Annotated in this window: 19 protein-coding genes; 6 read left to right on the plus strand and 13 right to left on the minus strand. The window is 67.2% G+C overall.

The genetic code is table 11. The annotated features are described in order from the left end of the window. Positions 1–73: 73 nt before the first annotated feature. Both S1361_RS39245 and S1361_RS18515 read right to left on the minus strand, forming a co-directional pair. On the minus strand, positions 74–2,140 hold the full coding sequence (locus tag S1361_RS39245) for a stealth family protein (protein WP_243769213.1): 2,067 nt from the start codon (positions 2,138–2,140) through the stop codon (positions 74–76). Positions 2,141–2,152: 12 nt separating this feature from the next. Further along, positions 2,153–3,847: a stealth family protein gene (locus tag S1361_RS18515; protein WP_208032942.1), complete on the minus strand. Its 1,695-nt coding sequence runs from the start codon at positions 3,845–3,847 to the stop codon at positions 2,153–2,155. A gap of 190 nt (positions 3,848–4,037) precedes the next feature. On the opposite strand from S1361_RS18515, the gene S1361_RS18520 reads away from it, so the two are divergent. Continuing rightward, positions 4,038–4,799 (plus strand): phosphoglyceromutase, encoded by a 762-nt coding sequence (locus S1361_RS18520; RefSeq protein WP_208032943.1) that lies wholly within the window; start codon positions 4,038–4,040, stop codon positions 4,797–4,799. Positions 4,800–4,934: 135 nt separating this feature from the next. Here the strand turns inward: S1361_RS18520 and S1361_RS18525 are convergent, their stop codons facing one another. After that, the gene (locus S1361_RS18525) at positions 4,935–5,486 is read right to left on the minus strand and encodes a flavoprotein (protein ID WP_208032944.1); all 552 of its coding nucleotides are present in this window, start codon (positions 5,484–5,486) and stop codon (positions 4,935–4,937) included. A gap of 115 nt (positions 5,487–5,601) precedes the next feature. On the opposite strand from S1361_RS18525, the gene S1361_RS18530 reads away from it, so the two are divergent. The 3 genes from S1361_RS18530 to S1361_RS18540 all read left to right on the plus strand — a co-directional run bounded on the left by S1361_RS18530 (position 5,602) and on the right by S1361_RS18540 (position 7,608). Further along, entirely contained in the window at positions 5,602–6,786 is a 1,185-nt protein-coding gene (locus S1361_RS18530) for a helix-turn-helix domain-containing protein (RefSeq protein WP_208032945.1), read from the plus strand. A 163-nt stretch (positions 6,787–6,949) separates the two neighbouring features. Further along, positions 6,950–7,156 (plus strand): hypothetical protein, encoded by a 207-nt coding sequence (locus S1361_RS18535; RefSeq protein WP_208032946.1) that lies wholly within the window; start codon positions 6,950–6,952, stop codon positions 7,154–7,156. Positions 7,157–7,215: 59 nt separating this feature from the next. Further along, positions 7,216–7,608 (plus strand): hypothetical protein, encoded by a 393-nt coding sequence (locus S1361_RS18540; protein WP_208036664.1) that lies wholly within the window; start codon positions 7,216–7,218, stop codon positions 7,606–7,608. Between the two features lie 40 nt (positions 7,609–7,648). On the opposite strand, the gene S1361_RS18545 is transcribed toward S1361_RS18540, so the two are convergent. Together S1361_RS18545 and S1361_RS18550 are read right to left on the minus strand one after the other, a co-directional pair. Continuing rightward, on the minus strand, positions 7,649–9,463 hold the full coding sequence (locus S1361_RS18545) for an IS481 family transposase (protein ID WP_425088032.1): 1,815 nt from the start codon (positions 9,461–9,463) through the stop codon (positions 7,649–7,651). 493 nt (positions 9,464–9,956) lie between these two features. Continuing rightward, complete coding sequence (locus tag S1361_RS18550) at positions 9,957–12,371, minus strand: hypothetical protein (RefSeq protein WP_208032948.1); 2,415 nt, start codon at positions 12,369–12,371, stop codon at positions 9,957–9,959. Positions 12,372–13,030: 659 nt separating this feature from the next. Here S1361_RS18550 and S1361_RS18555 point away from each other — a divergent pair. After that, positions 13,031–13,684, plus strand: coding sequence for a hypothetical protein (locus S1361_RS18555; protein WP_208032949.1), 654 nt, complete (start codon positions 13,031–13,033; stop codon positions 13,682–13,684). A gap of 606 nt (positions 13,685–14,290) precedes the next feature. Here S1361_RS18555 and S1361_RS18560 read toward each other — a convergent pair. The 7 genes from S1361_RS18560 to S1361_RS18590 all read right to left on the minus strand — a co-directional run bounded on the left by S1361_RS18560 (position 14,291) and on the right by S1361_RS18590 (position 19,674). Beyond that, the gene (locus S1361_RS18560; RefSeq protein ID WP_208032950.1) at positions 14,291–14,587 is read right to left on the minus strand and encodes a ribosomal protein L7/L12; all 297 of its coding nucleotides are present in this window, start codon (positions 14,585–14,587) and stop codon (positions 14,291–14,293) included. A 165-nt stretch (positions 14,588–14,752) separates the two neighbouring features. Beyond that, entirely contained in the window at positions 14,753–15,646 is an 894-nt protein-coding gene (locus S1361_RS18565) for a hypothetical protein (RefSeq protein WP_208032951.1), read from the minus strand. 160 nt (positions 15,647–15,806) lie between these two features. After that, on the minus strand, positions 15,807–16,133 hold the full coding sequence (locus S1361_RS18570; protein WP_243769214.1) for a hypothetical protein: 327 nt from the start codon (positions 16,131–16,133) through the stop codon (positions 15,807–15,809). A 351-nt stretch (positions 16,134–16,484) separates the two neighbouring features. Beyond that, positions 16,485–16,871, minus strand: coding sequence for a hypothetical protein (locus S1361_RS18575; RefSeq protein WP_243769215.1), 387 nt, complete (start codon positions 16,869–16,871; stop codon positions 16,485–16,487). Positions 16,872–17,194: 323 nt separating this feature from the next. Further along, the gene (locus tag S1361_RS18580) at positions 17,195–18,064 is read right to left on the minus strand and encodes an alpha/beta hydrolase (RefSeq protein WP_208032954.1); all 870 of its coding nucleotides are present in this window, start codon (positions 18,062–18,064) and stop codon (positions 17,195–17,197) included. Between the two features lie 318 nt (positions 18,065–18,382). Then, positions 18,383–19,165 carry a maleylpyruvate isomerase family mycothiol-dependent enzyme gene (locus tag S1361_RS18585; protein ID WP_208032955.1) on the minus strand — a complete coding sequence of 261 codons (783 nt, stop codon included), beginning with the start codon at positions 19,163–19,165 and terminating at the stop codon, positions 18,383–18,385. 134 nt (positions 19,166–19,299) lie between these two features. Continuing rightward, the gene (locus S1361_RS18590) at positions 19,300–19,674 is read right to left on the minus strand and encodes a hypothetical protein (RefSeq protein ID WP_208032956.1); all 375 of its coding nucleotides are present in this window, start codon (positions 19,672–19,674) and stop codon (positions 19,300–19,302) included. Positions 19,675–19,908: 234 nt separating this feature from the next. Here S1361_RS18590 and S1361_RS18595 point away from each other — a divergent pair, with 234 nt between their 5' ends. Then, entirely contained in the window at positions 19,909–20,382 is a 474-nt protein-coding gene (locus S1361_RS18595) for a carboxymuconolactone decarboxylase family protein (RefSeq protein WP_208032957.1), read from the plus strand. Positions 20,383–20,420: 38 nt separating this feature from the next. Here the strand turns inward: S1361_RS18595 and S1361_RS18600 are convergent, their stop codons facing one another. Next, positions 20,421–20,888, minus strand: coding sequence for a DUF2000 domain-containing protein (locus S1361_RS18600; protein ID WP_243769216.1), 468 nt, complete (start codon positions 20,886–20,888; stop codon positions 20,421–20,423). Positions 20,889–20,912 lie beyond the last annotated feature (24 nt).

The raw sequence follows: 20,912 nt of genomic DNA on the forward strand, positions 1-20,912 counted from the left end.
GATCCCCCACGTCTGTAAGCGGCTCAGGCCAAGAGCACAAGTTACAAACGGGGGTCTCGGCGGCGCCACCCAATTAGCGGACGGCGTCCATCGGGCCGCGTGCGTCCATCGGGCCACGGGCGGACGCGCGGCGCGACGGGCGGCGCCGCGCGGGCGCCCCCCGTCCCGCGGCCGGGTACGACGGGGTCCGGGCCGCCCGCTCGAAGCGGCTCGGGAACGGATACTTCCGTTCGAGGAAGGCACGGATGGCCGCCTGCGCCGCCGCCCGGTCCGCCGGGGCGGTGTCCACGTCGTTGAGGCAGAAGAAGTCCACGTCCTCACCGGCCGCGAGGCGCGCCAGACGGCGCCGCATGTCGGGCGTGCCCAGCTGGACGTACCGGAAGCTGTAGTCGGCCGGCACCCCCCGGCCCGTCGCGATCGCCCAGTGGTGGTGCAGCGTGGACGCCGGGGCCACGTCGGTGGTGGACCGGAAACGCGAGTACGACGTCCGCTCCAGCTCCTCGATGCCGAGGCCCTCCATCTCCCGCATGACCGACATCAGCTGCGGGTGCGGGGTGTGCAGCGACTTGTGCGTGACGTACCTGCCGTGGAAGCGCCGGATCACCTCGCGGGCGTTCTTCCCGGCCGAGTTCGGCGCCGGCTCCAGCGGGTGCGGGGCGCCGACCCCGAGCTTGAGCGGGGACAGCGGGATGCGGGCGATGCCGTTGCCGTGGAAGAAGTGCTCGGCCCGCACCGGGCGGTTGATGAAGACGTCGTCGTTGAAGTAGAGGTAGTGCTCGGACAGGCCCGGGATGTGGTGCAGCCGGCTCTCGATCGCGTGCGAGTTGAAGACGGGCAGCGCGTCCGCCGGGAGGATGTCCCGGTGGTCGACCACGGTCAGGCCCGCCGCGTCCGGGTCCAGCCAGGACGGTGTCTGCGAGTCGGTCACGAGATAGACGTTCCGGATGAAACCGGCGTACATCTCCAGCGACCGCAGCGCGTACTTCAGCTCGTCGTGGCTGGTGTAGCGGGAGGCGCCGGTCTCGCGCGGGGCGATGACGTTGTCCGAGAGCGCCTGGTGGGCCCGGCGCTTCACGGCCATCACCGGGTCGTCACCGTCGACCCAGGTGTACACGGCGTCGACGGGGAAGCAGACCTGGTCGATCCCCGGCTCGGCGAAGGCCGCGAACGTCGGCACGACCCGCCGTGCCCCACCAGCCCCGGCCGGCGCCGGTCCCTGCCCCCCGACCGGCGCGGATCCCTGTCCTCCGGCCGGCGCGGATCCCTGTCCTCCGGCCACGGCCGGCAGCCGCCCCGCCCCCGTCGCCGTACGCTGCTCCGGCATCGCGACCGGAGACGGGCCCGGCATCGCGACCGAGGACGGGCCCGGCGCCGTACCCGGGTGCTGCCCCACGATGGCGGCCGGCTGCCCCGCGACCGCGGCCGGCTGCCAGGCCTCCGCCGGCAGTACCTCGGACACGGCGTTGCGGCGCGGAGCGACCAGCGCCGGGCCGAAGTCGTCCTGCAACCGGGTCCCCGGCACCGTCAGGTGCGCCGGGTCCGCGCCCAGCTCCCGCCCGTACCGCCAGAACTCGATGTCGCAGCCCGCCTCCAGCCCGCCGAGCACCTGCCCGCCGGGCCCCAGCCGCACCACCCCGGCCCGCAGCACCGGGGCCGCGCGCAGCGCCCGCGGCAGCCGGCCGTCGGCCCACAGCACCGCGCTCGTCACCGCACCGTCCGGCCCCACCGCACCGACGTACGCGGCGCTGCGCGCGAAGTGCTCCCCGGCCCGGGCGAGGACCGCGGCACGGTACGACTCCGCCACCCCGACCACCGGCCGCGGCACCCCGGGCCCCTGCTCGGCCGGGACGAGGAAGTACGGCACGCCCGCCGACTCCAGCAGGGCGCACACCTGCTCCAGGTCCGCGGCGGCGGCCTCCGCCGCGGTGTACCCGGCGACCGTACGCCCGTACAGCCGCGCCGGTCCGCAGGCGACCCGGCGCAGCCCCGGGACGGCGGCGCGCAGCCGGCGGCGGGCCGGGGCGGCGCGCAGCGCCCAGAGGCGGGCCGCCAGCCACAGCCGCAGGCGCACCAGGAGGTCCCGGACGGCCCGCAGTCCCGGCGCCGGCGCCGCGAGACGGTGACGGATGTCGATGGCCATGGCCGCGGCCCGTCAGCTCTGCTTCTCGAAGGGGCTCGGGAAGGGGAAGTAGTTCTCCAGGAACTCGTGCATCCGCACGCTGACCTGCTCGCGCTCCTCCGGCGGCACGTCGACGTCGTTCAGGCAGAAGAAGTCGAAGCGGCGGTTGCGGCGCAGGTCGGTCAGGCGGCGCTCGGCGTCCGGCCGGCTGATGTTCACGTACCGGAAGCTGAACTTGCCGGGCACGCCCTGGCCGGTCATCAGCGCGTACTGGTAGAGCAGCGGCGCGGTCATGGCGATGTCCTGCGGCGAGCGGAACCGGGACGCGGTGGTGCGCCGGATGTCCTCCGGGAACAGCTCCTCCAGCGCCAGCAGGGTGCCGCGCTGCTGCGGCAGCGGGGTGTGCATGAAGTTGTTCGTGGTCATCCGCCCGAACTTCTCCAGCAGCAGCCGCCGTACGTTCTTGCTGGCGGAGTTGGTGGCGGTCTCCTCGGCGTGCGGCTTGCCGACGCCGATCTTCAGCGGCGACACCGGGATCTTCATCAGACCGCTGCCGAAGAAGAAGTGCTCCGGGGTGACCCGGCGGCCGACGAAGACGTCGTCGTTGAAGTACAGGTAGTGCTCGGACAGGCCCGGGATGTGGTGCAGCCGGGTCTCGATCGCGTGCGAGTTGAAGACGGGCAGCGCGTCCGCCGGGAAGATGTCCCGGTGGTCGACGACCGTGATCCCCGGGGCGGTGTCGTCGAGCCAGTGCGGCTTCTGGCCGTCGGTCACGATGTAGATGTGCCGGACGAAGTCGGCGTACATCGCGAGCGAGCGCAGCGAGTACTTCAGCTCGTCGTGGCTGGTGTAGCGGGAGGCGTTGGTCTCCTTGTCCAGGATCTCGGCCATGCCGTGCTCCTGGTACCGGGCCCGCTTGGCCCGCATGGCCGGCTCCTCGCCGTCCACCCAGGTGTAGACGACGTCGACCGGGAAGGTCACGTGGTTCACGGTGGGCAGCGTCAGGGGGGCGAAGCTGGGCAGCTCGCGCTCGCCGACCCGCACGGTGACCGGCTTCTGCTCGCTCACCGGCAGCACGTCCGTGACCCCGTTGTTACGGGGCGTGACGAGCGACTCGGCGAAGATGTCCTCGGACGCCTGCGGCTGCACCTTGGCCAGCCGCCGGGGCCCGTCGGCGGAGGCGAGCAGCGCCCCGCCGTCCTCCCAGAACTCCACGTCACAGGCCAGCTCCGGCCCGGCGAGCAGCTGGCCGGCGGGGCCGAGGTGGTTCTCGCCGACGCGCAGCACGGGGGCGGTGCGCAGGGCGGCGGGCAGGACGCCGTCCAGGAACAGGGCGGGGTGCTTGAGCTGGCCGCCGGGCAGCGGCCGGCCGATGAACACGGCCGTGCCCGCGTGCCGCGCCTCCAGCGCGGTGAGCAGCCGCTCCCGGTCCACGGCGTTCACGCCGACCGTGTAACGGCTCCGGGACGACACCAGGAAGTAGGAGATCCCCTCCTGCTCCAGCGCGCCGACCACCAGGTCCAGGTTCGAGGCGGCCGCCTCGGCGGCGGTGAACCGGTCCACGACCCGGCCGTAGAACTGCTGGCCGCGCACCGCGACCGGGCGCAGCACCGGGTCCGTCACCGCGGCCTTGCGGCGCCGTCGCATGGTACGGAGCTGCCACACCCGCTCGGCGGCCTTCCGCTCGACTCGCGGTCGCATCCGCCGCGCAAAGGAACGCACGGTCACGTTCTGTGCTCCTCTTCCTGACCCCTCAACCTTCCTGGCGATAAACAGACACACGATCGTGGCGAATGGTTGTACGAGAATTAACCCAAACGTAGCGAGCGCGGGGTGCCCCTGAAGCCGGCCCGTGGGCGGCCGTGCTGTGACGCCCGCGCGCGTCCCGCCCCGGAATCCCTTAGGTAGGCTCAAGGCCATGGCCGACGCACCGTACAAGCTGATCCTCCTCCGCCACGGCGAGAGCGAGTGGAACGCGAAGAACCTGTTCACCGGCTGGGTGGACGTCAACCTCAACGAGAAGGGCGAGAAGGAGGCAGTCCGCGGTGGCGAGCTCCTGAAGGACGCCGATCTCCTGCCCGACGTGGTCCACACGTCCCTCCAAAAGCGCGCGATCCGCACGGCCCAGCTGGCCCTGGAGGCCGCGGACCGCCACTGGATCCCCGTCCACCGCTCGTGGCGCCTGAACGAGCGGCACTACGGCGCCCTCCAGGGCAAGGACAAGGCGGCGACGCTGGCCGAGTTCGGCGAGGAGCAGTTCATGCTCTGGCGCCGCTCGTACGACACCCCGCCCCCGCCGCTGTCGGACGACTCCGAGTTCTCCCAGGCGAACGACGCCCGCTACGCCTCCATCCCGCCGGAGCTGCGCCCGCGCACGGAGTGCCTGAAGGACGTCGTCATCCGCATGCTCCCGTACTGGTACGACGCGATCGTCCCGGACCTGCTGACCGGCCGCACGGTCCTGATCGCCGCCCACGGCAACAGCCTGCGCGCCTTGGTCAAGCACCTGGACGGCATCTCCGACGCCGACATCGCGGGCCTGAACATCCCGACCGGCATCCCCCTCTACTACGAGCTGGACGCCGACTTCAAGCCGCTCACCCCCGGCGGCAAGTACCTCGACCCGGAGGCGGCGGCGGCCGCGATCGAGGCGGTCAAGAACCAGGGCAAGAAGAAGTAAGCCTGTTTGATCAAGCCCCTTGCCTGCGGTTTCTCCGTGGGCAGGGGGCTTTTCGCTGCCTGTGGGCCGTCTCCGGGTCTGGATCAGCAACCGCTCGACCGGGCCGCCACGCGTGACGGTTCCGGCTCACCTTGGCTACCGTCCCGGGACGATCTCTTCCACTGCACCGAGAACCAGGTGCCACGGATACTCGCTCGGCTTGCCCTGCCCTGGCTGGTTCGGGACAAAACCACCATCGCCGTACAGAACGCGCACGCCCATCTCGCGCAGTTCCGCGACGCTCCGCTCGAACTGCCGATGCCGCACGTAGGCGGCGTTCACGCACGGCATCGCCACCATGGGGATGCCCTTGCCGATGCCTTCGGCGACGACACCGACCACGAAGTCACGCGTGATGCCGAGGGCCCACGCGTTGACGGTGTTGAAGGTCGCGGGAGCCACCGCGATCACGTCCGCCGTCGGCCACACGTCCGGCTCCCCCGGCAGCTTGTACGCGCTGCGCACGGGGTGCCCGGTGAGCCGCTCCAACTTGGTCTTCTGCGGTTCCAGCCAGCGTGCCGCGGTCGGAGTCAGCCCGAGACACACCTCGAACCCCCGGCCCTGGGCCTCCGCGACGACCTCCGCCATATCGAACACCGGCGGGGCAGCGGAGCCGAACAGGTAGAGGACGGGACGCGTTGTCGTCATGCATCTATCCGATCACACGCAAGCACCGGCACCCACGGGCGATGAGAAACGGAAACCCTGTACGCGTACGCCTCCCCCGGTACATTTCCAGCGGGTGCTCAGAACGGAGACCGGCATGCCGACTCGGGACGATGACCACACGGGCGCACGCATCAAGGAACAACGCAGGCTGGCCAGACTCACCCAACGACAGTTCGCCGAACGGCTCCCCTACTCCTACAGCTATCTGAACCAGGTCGAGTGCGGAGCCCGCCCCGCCACCGCCGCCTTCGTCGCCGCCTGCGCGAAAGCCCTCAGCATCGATGTGACGGTCCTGACCGGGCAGCCGTACGTGACCGAACTGCAGCGCGACCGCCTCGCTGAACTGGTCCGGCCCATCCGCGAATCCCTGGACTTGTACGACCTTGGCCCCAACCCTGATCTGATCCCCCGGCCGGCGCCACAGCTCATCGCCGGCGCTGACCGCCTCTGCGCCGAGGTTCGGGCGACTCACTTGCGTGGTGCGGCCCGTGCCCTTCCCGGGCTCATCGCCGAGCTGACCCACACGGCATGGTCGACCCCCTCCACGGAACTGTGGCAGGCGCTGTCCTCCGCTTACCGCACGGCGCACGACATCAGCGTGAAGCTCGGCTACTACGATCTGTCCACAGTCGCTCTGGACCGCATGGACTGGGCGGCACACCGTGCATCCGACCCGTGTCTGGCCGCCGTACGGCAGTACATGCGGGCCCTGGTCTACTTCCGCGAGGGCGAGTATCGGATCGGACAGCGCCTCATCGCCACCGGGCATCAGGTAATCGCACAGAACGATCCTTCACGAGAAGCGCTTGCCGTCGCCGGACAATTGCACCTCGGCGGTGCTGTCATCGCCGCCCGCGCCGAGCAACAGTCGTCCGTCGCACAGCACATAGGCGAGGCCCACCGGATCGCACAGCGCATCGGTGACGCCTCCGATGTGCACTGGCTCAGCTTCGGCCCGGCCAACGTCGCCCTGCACAAGATGTCCGCCGCCGTGGAGATGTGCCAGTACGACGATGCCTTGAAGCAGGCTCGGCACCTCAAACTGCCTCCCCGGCTCCCTACTTCACGCCGCGCCCACTTCCTGATCGAACGGGCCCGTGCCGAGATAGAGACCGGGCACACCGACGCCGCGCTGAAGTCCCTCGTAGAAGCTCGCCACCTGGCCCCCGAACAGACCCGCTACCACCCGGCCGCCCGGGAAACGGTCACCGGTCTGGTGCGCCAGTCCCGCCGCACACCGGAGACGCTCAACCACATGGCAGCCTGGGTCGGCCTCTAGCCCCGCTCACAACGCTCACAAAACTGCGAGCGTTCCTCCTTCAGCAGCTTGTCACCCTGTACTCACGCATCGTCACCGCCACGCGATGGCGACGAGGCGAGATGCGCCCCGGCGGCCGCGCGAACGACCCCGGGGCCGGCCAACGCTGCGAAGGAGCGTCGACATGACGAACGCTACATGCCCGCCCCAGGACGACCCGCCGACCGCCAAGATGACCATCAGGGTGTACCGGGTGAACCGCTACGGCGCCGTGACCCAGGAGTGCGGCACGGTGAGCGTCCCACCCCTCGAAGGGCCACCACCGTTCACAAGCGCCTTCCCGTCCTGCGAGTGCCCGAACTGCCGGGCCGGAAGGACGGCTGCCCGGTGACTCGGACTGTGCAGAACGACGCCCTGGCTCTTCCTGACGACACGCAACGACCGCCAACGCTGACGAACACGGCGCGGTACGGCTACTGGTGCGAGTGCTGGACCGAGCACCTGACCGAGCAGCGGGGGCCGGCACTGCTGGCATCGTTCGACGCCTACTCGGCACCCCAGGCGGACCGTTGGGTAGCGGTCGCGCTCCGCACGGTCTCCCCGGCGCTGGACGCGGACGCCTCGGACGAGGCGTGGGAGTGGCTGTACGAGGGCCGCATCGAGACCCGACGAGCCCTGTTGCGCTCCGAGCCGTGCACGGTGTCCGTGACACACGCCAAGACCCGCATCACCTGGACGATCCGACCAGTGCTCTTCCTGCCACTCGCCCACCGTCAGGTGCTTGAACTTCCGACGTGCGCGTACGACTTCAAGCTCCGCCGGACAGTGTCGGATCCCAGCTGATGCCTGACGTTTCTGTCCCGGGTGATGCTTGACGGTGGGCCTAGACAACGTAGGGAGCCCCGTGGGGCTTGTTCGCTTTCACGTTACGGATCGGGACGTCGGTCGTGCGGCGGATCACCCGGACCTGGCCATCCAGCTCAACGCTGATCGTCGCGTCGGACACGTGGACGGTCACGGTCTGCCCTGCATAGGGGCGGCCGAGGGAGACGACCTGCCGGCAGACCATGACCGTGCCGACCGCGCTGACCCGCCGCTGCACCCGCACCGGCTCGACGCCGGGCCGTGGCGGCGGTCCGGCCGGACGCAGGCCCCGCAGCCTGCGGACTTCCTCGCTGGTCAGCGGGTTGGGCCGCACCCGCAGCAGCTGTCGCGAGGACAGGTCGAAGAACGACAGCGTCTCGCCGTCGACGCGGATGCCCACCTGGCGGCCGCCGAGGATCTCCGCCGCCAGCACCTGGTGCCCGCCCAGAGCGACCAGACCGCTGTTGTTCACCACCCGGTCCACCTCGAACGCCGCCCCGTCACCGCCCGGCAGCGGGACCGGCCCCGCCGGACGCCCGCCCCGGGCCGCCAGCCGTCCCAGATCCGCCACCGACAGATGCGACCGCACGGTCTTGATCCGCGCCCCCGCGATCAGCAGATGGATCACCGAGGTGTCGGCCCAGAAGGTCACCGTCAGCCCTGAGCGGGTCGGACCCAGCCAGAACTGCTTGCCCGCGACCTGCAGATTCCCGCTCGCAGGCACCACCCGCTCGAACTCCACCGGTCCACCCTCGTTCACCTGCACCGCTGCCGGCACCTCAGGCAGGGCGGCAGGAACCTCGGAGGCTTCAGCCCCAGCCAGCTCCAGATCCGGGTCTGCTGGGGATGTCCGCTGCTGCGGCACCAGCGCGAGCACTCCGGGGATCTTCAGGCCCAGGACCTCCCGTTCCTGTTCCGCAACCGGGGTGAACCGGTCTCCCGGGGACTGCATGTCCAGCGCCTGATGCGGCCGGTCGGAGTTGTATTCCTCCACCCACGCATCCAGTGCCGCCTGAGCCTGCTCGATGTTCTCGAAAGCGCCGCAGTCGTCGAGGAGCTCACGCCGCAGTGTCTGATGGAACCGCTCGACCTTGCCCGTCGTGGTCGGGGATGCCGGCTGAGTGAGGCGGTGCGCGATCCCGTTCTCCCGGCAGATCCGGTCGAACAGCACCTCACCGCCCTGCCCGAACCGGTCGGTGAACTGCTTGCCGTTGTCGGTCAGCACCTCCTCCGGCACCCCGAACGCCTGCAAGGCCCGGACGAACGCTGAGCAGACCGCCCGTCCGGTCGCCCTCTCGACCACCGACGCGATCACGCAGTACCGGGAATGGTCGTCCACCCCGGTCACGACCTTCGCCTCGGTCAGCTCGCCGGTGACCGGGTTGACCAGCATCACGCCGCCGACGATGTCCATCTGCCACAGCTGCATCGGCCGGTCCCGCTGCCAGCGCTTGTAATCCGACCGCTTCCGGCGCCGCACCCCCGGCTCCACCAGCCCGTGACGGACCAGGATCCGATACACGGTCATCCGCGACGGCACCGGCGTGACTGTCCCGGACCGCTCCAGCACATGAGCGATCCGCCGCGGACCCCACTTCGGGTGCTTGCGCCGCAGCTCACACACCGCCGCCTCGACCTCGGCAGAAGCCTGATGCGGACACGACGCCGGCCTATGCGACCGGTCAGCCAGACCCGCCAGACCCGAAGCCTCATACCTCGACTTCCAGCCGCTGACCGTCTGCCGGGACACCCCCAGCGACGCGGCGACCTCGGTCACCGTCGCGCCCGCCAGCACCGCCAGGACAGCCCGGTATCTCTGTTCGACAACCGACAACTCCACCAGCGCCAATCCCGGCCTCCCCACACACGCCGCAACGACGTGCACAGAAAGACCGATCACGGCCACCGTCAAGCATCAGCTGGGATCGAAGTGTCAAGCATCTACCGGGACCGGACAAGCCCCGCCGGACAAACTGAGTTACAACTTTCTCTACCGGTTCAAGGCGGCTCGCTCCGCTCACCGCGCGCGGCCCGGCCCCCGGCCGGGCCTGCGCTCCTGTCTCCGCCGCGCTCCAGCCCGGCCGGCGCCCGTGCCGCGCTCATGGCAATCAGCAGCCTGATGCCAGAGAAGAGGTACGTCGTGGCTGGGGCGGTCGGCTCCACGGCTTTACGGAGCCACTTTGGCGCGAGCCTCGCAGATCATGGCCCCAACGTCGTGCTTTACCGGGCAGGTCCACAGACTGCCCGACGCGCCGGAAGCTTACGGGGCCATGATCACTCGCGCCAAAGCAGCGCCACCCCAAAGCCGCTACGCCGACCTTGCCGTTCTAGTCTTCCCGCCTCCTGGCATCGATTCTTCTGCGTACTTCCTCAATACTGCGACTCAACGCAGAGGAGACAGAAGGCCAATCGAAACCGCCTTCAGGGCGAGGTGCCTCTTCCCAACTGGTATCCAAATAGCCTACAAAGTGAGCCGCCCTGTCTAGTCTATCTTCGATGTACCAGACATCAGTGATGATCTCCCTGAATCCCTCATCGAGGATAGGTGTATCAACCACTACGGCATCAACATAGACGAATTCCGTGACCAGCTTCCTCAGAATATAGGCGCCCCTCTGCGTAATTCGGAGCCGAGTTGGCGCCTCCTCGTCCGTCATCGCGAAGTCACAGAGTTTCGATCTTTCTGCGCGAGCAAAGGCAGAACTGATCTGCAAGTCCCGGTATCCCAGCGACTGCAGATAAGAGAAAACATCATTCTGCAAAACATAGCCCGCCTCAGATTTAGGGCTTTGAGATGACCTCAAGCAGTAATCAATCATGTGAGGCATGAGGAAATGTTCTGAGCTATTCAACGAGATTACGTCGAACATGTTCGCAACGAAAGAATTATCCGGAGAATAGTGCTCATTGTCGCCATAGATCACCGCACGAAGGAACTCATGCAGTGGAATATAGTACTTACCAGTTCTGATCTTGATTTCGAGGATTTTTCCAGTATCCACATGGCCACTACCAACAAAAATCGTCAGCAAGTCGAGAGCATCTCGGACGTTGCCCGCACTAACGTTATCGATGCACTCCGCAAGAGAGGAATTGCGATCGATCGAGTCGACGATTACCTCAATGTATTCGCGCAGCATGTGACTTTCGACGGATACGCCCTCCCCTGACAGAGTTAGCCCTCCGTCGCGCAACTGCTCTAGCGCGAACTCAAGTCGCTTTTGCACCACCAAGTCGATGCGTGGGGGCGAGATGGTGAAAACGCGGTTCTGATACGCGCTAAGAGAGCCCTGTCTCCGGCTCTTGTTGTAGGTGGAAGGCCGCAAAGTAACGAAGCAAGTGACTGGCCAAGTCTCGGCCATGCTCTGAGCGATTAGGAACACTTCTTCCTGGAAGTCATCTTGCCTCTGATCAATATTATCCAAGAAGATGACGACGGTTCTACGCTCGCCAGAAGTAAGGTGCTCGATAGCCTTTTTGAGATGTCCGCTCTTATTTTCGATCTTCGCTGCGAGGAGTTCCACCTCCTTGAGACGATAGGCCACTGGGTCCTCCTCGCGCAGGAACCCGTAAATGCCGTCTCGCAGAGCGAGCAAGTCTCCATGGTAAATACCGCGAACAAAAGTATCGCTTGCGAGATTTACCTGATGATCTTCGCGAAGCTGACGCTCGAAAGAATCCAGTACGTAGTTTTGCAGGTCGGTGCGCAAGGCTGGCTCTCTGCCGAAGTCCACGTAGAGAACGATTCCCCGCTTTAGCTCTTCACTCGCCTCGACCGATACCAGATTCTTAATAAAGCTGGTTTTGCCGACACCGACATCCCCGAGGAGAATTACGGGTCTCTTCGTTACACTCTTTGCCAGCACCGCATTGAGAAGATCCTTCGAAACCCCCTTTTTGTCACTCGCCGAGGTGACAGTCTTTTTCATTCCCTGGCCGGACGCGGCGTAGCGGTTTTTAAGAATCTCCTTGCTGATTAGTGCGTACTGAGAGAGAGCGCCACTGCTGCAGTAGCATTTTTCGATGAACTCATCTTTGAAATCTTCGTCTTTTACAAGATCCTGCAGAAAAATCTCACCAAGAGTCCTGAGTTCGTGTTCGAGTTCATTCCTCCTTTTGACTCCCGGATAACGCAAAAGTCGGCTGGATAGTTTCTCCGGAGGTGGTGCCAATGCCTCCTTAGTGACACGACTCTCAAGATGCCTACGCTCGATCGCGGGATAAGATAGGCAGTTCCAGAGCGTCTGGAAGTCGTCCCTCATTTCGGCGAGGCTGCGAAAAATGATTGCGCGCCCTTGAGTCGGCGGAACGCCGTCGATGCGACTTCCGATAAAAGCAACTAGTTGGTGCCCATTACTGGCTACGGCTACCGGAATTCCTCGACTAGTGCAGTACCCGCCCACTTGCTTGAGGGCGGCGTCGAGGTTTCCATTATTCCGCGCTAGAGAAGGGAGTGATACTTCTCTCGTTTTGGCTTCTACTGGCAGTTCGAAATAGACGCCTTCCTTCTTAGCCTCCCAAATCACCTGTCGCTTAGGCAGGCCGAGAACATAGTCGGCATACAAGCCGCCATGGCTTTCTTCGGGCGTACATTGATCCTTGGGCCATTGCAAAGCGTCAAAAACAATGCGATCAATAAGATGCATGCGCGTGGTCGCCTCGTTACGCCCCCTAGAGCCGTCATCAGAGGCCGCCAAGTCTGAGATTACGTCGAATCCGATTTCATACTTTGACGCAGACATGCCTCGTCCCCCTGTGCTCAAAGCCTAGATGCGTCATGGTAGCCAGTCATGAGTGCTTCGCACCCTCTTCGCACGAAAAATGATCAGCTCTTCTTCGCCGGTGCTGTGGCCTGAGCAAGGAGGACAAGATCGTGCACAGCTAGGCCTGGAGACACGGATCGGGGCCAGCGTGCGATGAGCTGGCACCACTATCGAGGGACCGGCGGGGCACGACCATGTCGATCACTGAACCCCGACGTGCAGAAAGTCCCGCTCCGGGTCGTCTCAGTTACCGTCTCATTCAGGTACGTGCCGTTCAGACGGGTCCTTCATCAGCGACCGTATGGCTTCCACTCGCCCACATGCCCGGTTACGGCCCGCGCCTTGAGCGGCCAAGGAGCGTCTCCGTGCCGATCTGTACGGCGGAGTCGGCGAGTCGACGGCACCAGGCCAGGACAGGACCGACGCACCAAAAGCGCACCAGATAGAGCGGGGAACAGCGGGGAACCACGGTGGAAGTGGCTGCGGCCGATGAGACCTCGTCGTGGGCATCAGCCCAGCTCAGCACCCCGAAGCCTTCCAAATGCTCTCAGCTTCCCAAGCTGATGGCTCGCCGCTCGTCTCGTAACGATCAAGCATCATCACCACAGCGGCCAAGGCGCCGGTGTGATGATCTCGCCATGGCCAGCGAGGACACCTCAACTCCCGACAGTGGCTCAGTCGTGGGCTCCCCCAAGGAAGCGGCTTCGGCTCTCACGAAGCGCCGTCGTGACCCTGCAAAGAGCATGCTGGTCCTCACCGCAGTGCTCTCTCTTGCTGTCGGCGCCGGCCTCGGCTACGCCATTGCGCACTCATCTGGGTCTACAAGCGCCTCGGCGCCTGGAGACGCTCCGATCATGGCCGGGGTCAGCAAGAAGACCGTCTGCAAACTCGTGAGCGGTGCGATGCAACAGCAGCTCAGTATTAGAGAGGCATCTCCGATGGCTGAGGAGAAGGGTGGCGCCTCCTGCTATCTGCTGATGACACAGGACGACGCGGCTGAACCAGCCGGGTTCGTGGTCGCCTTCTACCCCACCACAGAGTCCTTGCAGCAGACGGTGGATGGTACAGACGTACTCCCAGAGAAGGCAGAGCCGTTGCTGATCGAGGGGCGTGCCGCTGCCCGCCAAGTCCTGTACGGCGATGCCTGGAAAGCTCAGCTCACCGTTGATGTAGGTGATGGAGCAACGCTCTACGTTGAGCGGTTCGGCCCCAAGGATTCACTGTCGGATCGAGAGCTCCGTCGGTCTGTCGACGACCTAGCCGCAAGTGTTCTCAAGCGCCAAAAAGTGTGAGGTCAGCGAGCGGCCAACGTAGGCCCAACGCCCGCTAGCACCGGACTCGTCTGCGTGTCTAACTGCGTGACAACGCCGACGCACAGCGGCGGACAACCGCGGACGTCCGTGGACCGTCACGGCAGGTGAGAGGCACACCGACCCAAGGTCAACCGCTTATCCAAGTTGCTTCGGGACGAAGAGGTCATCACGCAAGGTGTCACGTATCCGCTTCCGTAGTAGCGGCTTGTGCTGTTCGACGGTCGACAGCGTGGCTAAGGCCGGCGGGGGCACAGCGAGGCACACGCGTGCCTGCACGGGCGGCTGACCCATCGTCGTGGCTGGCTGTCGTCGGCTGAGGTTCAGACTGAGCGCATCGAGGGTGCTGGCCGTCAGCCGAGCGCGCTGAAGCTGGGCCGTCTCTGGGCCGTCCGAGGGCGCTCAACAGCAGCCAATGACGACCAACGACGACCACCAGGCGCACGAGCCCACCGCTCCTGAGCAGGGAAAACCCAGCTCACCAAGATCCCCGACAAGACCCAGGGCAAGAAGAAGTAGCCCTGTTTGATCAAGCCCCTTGCCTGCGGTTTCTCCATGGGCAGGGGGCTTTTCGCTGCCTCTGGGCCGTCAGGGCGATGGCGCCGTGCGCTCTCCGGGCTCCGGCTCCTGTCTCCACTCCGCTCTGGCGCCGGCGCTCAGGAGCACGGCGACAGCGGACTGGGCCCTGTACGCAGACAGACCCCCGACGAGGGTGACGGGCGCTCGGCGCGCCAGGACCCGGCTGTGCCACAAGCTCTGCCCGGTCACCTTGCGCACTGCCAGGATCACATCCGTCTCGCGGGGCCCGCAGTCGAGGAGCACCACCTCGTGGGACGGGTCGTCGCAGAGCAGCGTGTCGTACCCGGTGGACTCCTCGTCGGACATCTCGCCCTCCCGCCTCAGCGAACGGGAGCGTATGCGCCCTGGAAGACGGCAGCCACGGCTTTTCGGGTGCGCTCCTGGCTGGACGGCATGAGGTGTGCGTACACCCGCGGAGTCAGGCCGGGGTCGGACGGCCCACGCCTGCGCATCTGTTCAAGAGGGGCGCTCTCAGGAATGGAACCAGACACGGAGATGATCCGAGAGCTGATTCACCACCTGCACGAGCCCGTCTACGCCGACAAACGAGGTACGAAGACGCTCAAGGGCTCCGCGGACGCGGCTCGGATCCCGCTCGTCCTCGGGAGCCCTCAATTCACGGTCCACTTCACCGAGATCGCCTGCGGCCCGCCGTCGAGTCAGATCCGACAGGCCGTCGGCTTCGGAGAGAGCCGCGCGCAACTGTTCCATCAGTTGCAGCACAGCAGGCAAGTCCAATTCTTTCGCCGTCGGACTGCTCGGCGCCGCATTGTTCACGGTGGTTCCGTGAACCCCACCCTCGATCGTGTGCGCGACCGTGCCGGCTCCACGCGCGTCGATCCTGATGCTCGGCTGGTTCCGCTTCTTCTCTGCCTCGTTCATGCGCTTCCTGTCTCCCGCGTACTCTTCGAAGATGCGGCGTCCGCGGCTGGTGAGCCGCCAACGGCGTCCATCGTGCACCGCCAGGCCTTCGCGGCGCGCCCTCTCGCGCGCTTCCCCTACCTCCGCCTCTCTGAGCTGCAGCCCCTGGAACGCCCGGACAGTCCACTCGTCCGTCGGTGAACCGTGGAGCCACCTCAGGTAGTGGTCCAGGACTGCATCTGGCCACTTGGGGTCGGCGCGCAACTCGCGGGCACACTGCAGCTCGCGTTCGACCCGCTTACGCTGCGCCTCCTCGTCCCGCCTCTTCCAGGCCTCGTCGCGCGCTCTCTGTTGGGCACGCACCCTACGGCTGGTCCGCTCGCCCGACAGGAAGTGGAGGAGAAGGAGGAACAGCACGAAAGCCCCGACGAGGCCAAGCAGCACGAGCCCCAATTGCCCGAGCAGTTCTAATGCATCCGCGTACAACGTCGCCGCCGCAGGCATCGGATCCCCCTATCGGACTCGCCCGTCGCCCAGCCGCGTTGCCGTGCCTGACTGTGGCCAGTCGACACCCAGAAGTTAGCAGCTGTTTGGGGTGTTCCATCCTTGATCGCCTGGAATGGAGCCACGCGATCTCCCGCTCAGGCCCCTCCAAGACGTCGTTTCAGTTGGTAGATCGAGGACCGGAGTCCGATGCGAGGGCGGCCAGCCGCCGCAGGCGTCGGAAGTACCGAAGTTCTTCCGCTTCGGTCGTCGAGGCCAGGACCTGGTCCAGGTCTGCGACGCAATCGCGCAGGATCCGGTTTCGCTCCGCGTCGAGGCACCCACCCTTGTTCTGCCGGGCGGACACGCATCCGGCGACGGTCGCGTCGAGCAGCACGATGTCGATGCCGCCCGGCTCCGCTCCACGCAGTCTGGCGGGGAAGGGCGCGTCCAGATGTTCCTGCCACAGACACGCGATGGTGGCTCCATGCTCACTCGTTCTGCTCACACGGCTCATCTTCCTGCAGGGGCCCGGCTTGGGCGTCGCTGATCTGCAGAGGCGGTCGCTCGGCAACCAAAGACGACCGATGACGACCACCGCGCACGAGCCCACCATTTCTGAGCAGCGAAAACGCAGGTCACCAAGATCCCGGCAAGACCCAGGGCCGACTCGCTTCGATCAGGCTCCTTGCCTATGGGTTTCTCGCAGTCAGGGAGCTCCATTGGCTACCGTCCGGCGACGATCCCCTCGACCGCACCGAGGACCAGGTGCCACGGATATTCGTCCGGGTTGGTTACCCCGTCCCGGCTGGTTCGGGACAAAACCCAACCACCTGGTCGACGTCACCGCAGATCACTCTCAGCCCGTCTCGTCCTGCTGCTGCCAGACGCGGGGCCAGTTGCCGGACGGTGGGGGAGGCCCCGAGATGCCCAGGTCACGGCGTGCGAGAGCGTAGAAGTCGTCACGTGCTCGGCTCATCTGCCGAACCGCTCTCTCCCAACCGGCAAGGTCGTCCTTCAGGCCTCGAGCATAGAGTTCGACGTTCCACACGGCCTCGTGCCACTTGCGAGCCGCCCCTATGGTCTCGGCATCCCCGACGAGCAGGACGGATTCCCACTCGGCTGCACGCCGCGCCTCGGCCTCGGCGAGCTGGGTGAGGCCCTGTTCCGGATCCAGCGGGTCCACAGCGTGCTGGAATCCCCTTGCTGCCCCTAAGCGCTGCGCAATGTTGATCTGATGCTTCAAGGCGTTTGCATAGGATGTGTAGGTGTCCAGCCTCTTCTGATCCCAGCGTTCGGTTCTGGCCCGTCGCCACCGGTTCCGTTCCGTGAGGCTGGCCGCCACGTAGGAGCCGACGGCTCCTACGACAACGCCGACCAAGGCAGGCAACTGCTCCCACAAGGCCGATCCCCCTATGAGTGACGCAGACGGTCGGAGACACAGTGCCGTACTGAGCGGCTTCGGGGTAGGTGGCACGTCCCCCTGAGGAAGCCATACGGCGAGGCCGGCAGGTTGGTCCACGGGGAACTGGGCGCGCGCCGGCAGGAAGCGGGAGCGTGTGGCTCCGGTCAGGATCCGGCGGGTGGGAGGGGGAGGGTGGCGAGTTCGCTCAGGAGTCGGGCCGCCGGGGCCGGGGCGACCAGCCACTTCAGGTGGCTGCTGGTGAGGGTGCGGACGTCGTAGGGGTTCTGCGGTGTCAGCGCGTTTCCCTCGCGGATCATCCGGTCCTGCATGGCGAGCGGCACGCTGGTGTCCTCGGTCAGCCGGACGTACGTCTTGGGGATCCGCCCCCAGGTGCCGGCCTGCGCCCGGTCTTCGGACGTGCCGGCGTCGAGGTTCTCGTCGGGCTGGAGCGTGTTGAGGAAGACCATGAACTCCTCGTCCGTACCGTCGGCGAGGAAGGCCGCCTTGAAAGCCGCGAGGACGGCGGGCGCGGCGGTGCGGAAGTTGGCGCGCAGCAGCCCGAGTTCGGCCGGGTTACCGACCATGGCCGAGGCCAGCCCCGTGGTGTCGACCGTGGCCATCTCGGGTTCGGCGTAGTAGGCGCTGACGTCGAGGTCGACGGGGCACCAGGCGGAGACGTAGACGATGCGGTCGATCAGGTCGGGCCGCCGGTTGGCCGCGGCGGTGGCCGTCACGCCGCCGCGGCTGTGCGAGACGAGGATGACGGGCCCGTTCCGCTTGGCCCGTTCCAGTATCCCGATGAGGTGCGCGGCGTTGTCGGCGAGGGTTACTCCCTTGATCGCCCCGGGCGTGGTGGCGAGCGCCTCGAGGTCCTGCGGCGCCTGGTAGGCCCGCGGGTACGTCGCGGCGAATCCGTGCCCCGGAAGGTCGACGGCGACGGAGCGGTGTCCGAGGAGGCCGAGTTCGGCCTGGAGCGGCGCGAAGCAGAAGGAGTTCGCGAAAGCTCCGTGAACCAGTACGAACGTCGGTTGCATCTGTCTGCTCACTTTCTGGCCTCTGCGGCCTTGGCGGCACGCGCACCGCTCGTTCCGGCACCGCGAACACCTCACGGCCGGGGCACGAGTTGTCGTCCCGCGACGCGCCGTCCCGCCATGGAGGCGTCCTCGTGCGGGACGAGCGGCGGCGGTCAAACGCCGGTCGGCGAGGGCGAATCAGTGAACAGCCGTCCGCCGTCGGAGGGTTCACAGTAGTCAGTGAGAGATCATCGCACTACTCGTACGAGCCGTTCCGCTTGTGCACGTCACCGCCGCCTCGGCTCGGCCGTCCGACCCGACATGGGCCCTCCGGCCGTGCTAGCCCTCCGGATCCCAGGCCTGGAGCCGGTCGAAGAGGGCTCGGTCGCCGGTGAGGGTGAGGGAGTCCAGCGGGATGCGGCCGTGCAGGGCGAGGACCAGGTCGCGGGCCGTGGCGCGCGCGGAGGCGGTGGCCGCGTCCGGGTCGTCCACGGCAGCGGGGGCGGACGGGGTGAGACGGGTGCTGCGGGCGCCGTCGGCGGTGAGCGTGAGGCGCCACGAGCGGCCCTCGGTGGCGTGGAAGTCGACGGCGGCGGGCTTGTGCGGCCAGAAGCCCTTCCACGCGCAGCTGGTGGACAGGAACTCCTCGACACCGTCGAGTGCCACCTCGTCCGGCAGCGGCTGCGGGGCGCCCAGGGTGGTCTGGGCGTCGTAGGTGTGCACCGCGGCCTCATGGACCTGGTGCCGGGCGACGGCGCCGGAGGTCTGCGGGGACTCCGACGGCCCCCACCACGTCCAGCAACCGCGGTCCGGGCCGGCCTCCCGCAGCGCGCTCAGCAGGCGCTTGGCCGACTCGGCCGACCAGGCCAGCAGGGCCTCGCGCTCCCGGGGCGTTTCCGGAGGCGTTTTCGGCAGGCGAGTGCCGGCGGGCCCCGCGGCGACGGTGGCGGCCCAGTAGCGCTGTCCCCCGCCCAGGTGCCGCACCAGATCGAACAGCGTCCACTCGGGGCAGGTCGGCACCTGCTCGTCGAGGCTGGACGCGGAGGCGACCGCGGCACGGAAGGCGGTCGACCGTTCGTCGATCAGCCGCAGGAGAACGGGGAGCTCCGGAGTCTTTTCCACGCCGGATGTCTATCAGCGGGCGCCGCCGCCCGGACAGCGGTTTTCCCGGGCGGCGGCACCAAGCGCCCTCGGCGGTCCGCCCACGGCTGCGGACCGGCCGGCACCGGGACGGAAGGGTGCCGGTCCCGGAGCCGTCAGGTCAGGTCGGGTACGCAGCCGAACCAGTTCACCGTGTGGTCGTCCCGCGTGTAGCCCAGGCATCTGATGGTCTTGTCGTGCAGGGTGCTGGTGCCGTCGAGGTCCTCGCCCAGGTAGTCGTTCTTGTGGCGTGGCTGTACGAGGGTGTCGATGTCGATGACGTACCAGCGGTGGTCCTGGTCCGGGATGTCGCAGCCGCGCGCGGTGACGTTGCGGCTGGGTCCCTCGCTCCATATCGGGCGTTCGGCGCGTTCGCAGTGGGCTCTTTCGGACGCTGCGGCGGTGCCGGCGCCGGTGCCGAGCAGGGCGGTGGCGCCTGCGGCCAGCGCCGCGGCAGCGCCGAGCAGGCGGTACGAGGTGCGGTGCGTCAAAGGATCCTCCTGGCGGCGCGGGTGACGAACGGGAGTCGTCCTGTTGCCTGATGTGATCGTCACACGGGGGCCGCGGTCCGTCCTGGCGGGCGGTGGGGCTGTCCCACGACCCGGTGACGGGGGTGGTGCCAATGCAGGAAGAGGGGTGAGCCAGGTCACATCTGTCCGTGTCACATCCTCGGCGGCCCGTCCGTCAGTGAGGTGTAAGCAGCCACAACCACCCAGGAGCCCACCATGGACGCTCGGCTCAACCTTCACACCAACCCCTTCGCCGGCAAGCTGTTCAAGCACTTCAACGCGGCCGGGAAGGTGCTCGCGGAGTCCACGCTGCCCGCGGCCACGCAGGAGCTGGTGAAGCTCCGGGCCAGTCAGATCAACGGGTGCGGGTTCTGCACCGACATGCACACCAAGGACGCCCTGCACCACGGGGAGACGCAGACCCGGCTGAACCTGGTCGCCGCCTGGCGGGAGGCCACCGTGTTCAGTGACGCCGAGCGGGCCGCGCTGGAGCTGACGGAGCAGGGGACCCGGATCGCCGACGCGGCCGGCGGGGTGCCGGACGAGGTCTGGGCGAACGCCGCCAAGCACTACGACGAGGACCAGCTCGCCGCCCTGGTCGCCCTCATCGCGCTGATCAACGCGTACAACCGCGCGAACGTCATCGTCCAGCAGCCCGCCGGCGACTACGTGCCCGGCATGTTCGGCTGAGGCTCACCGGTCCAACCCACCGGGTCACCGGTCCACCGTCACGGGTGCATCCGCGCCCCCTTCAGCACCTTGTCCACGCCGTTCCGGGGGCCGTACACCGCCAGGCCCACCAGGTCCAGGCCGGCCGTCGGGACGGCGCGGACGGCCGCGCGGTTGTCGCGGTCGTGACCCGTGGCGAACAGGTCCGCCGTGAACACCGCGCGCGGCAGGACGCGGGCCAGTGCCCTGCCGTGGGCCGCCCTCAGGGTCTCCTTCGTGCCCTCGAAGACCAGTACCGGCTGGCGGAACATGGGCAGGTACGGCACTCCGTCCGCGTCCTCGTACGGGGCGCCGATCACCTCGGGGGCCGTGGTGCCCAGGCCGCTGACCAGGAACGCGGTCACGTTCAGCCGCTGCCAGGGCTCCAGGTCCTCGCGCAGCAGGACGGCGATCTTCGTGTCGAAGCGGGCGGGGGCGGCACCCGGGCCGGCGCTCGGCTCGGTGGTCGGTTCGGCGTTCGTGTTCATGGAGTGAGACTCTCCGCTGGAGCA

This window comes from Streptomyces cyanogenus (assembly GCF_017526105.1).
Taxonomy (GTDB): Bacteria; Actinomycetota; Actinomycetes; order Streptomycetales; family Streptomycetaceae; genus Streptomyces; species Streptomyces cyanogenus.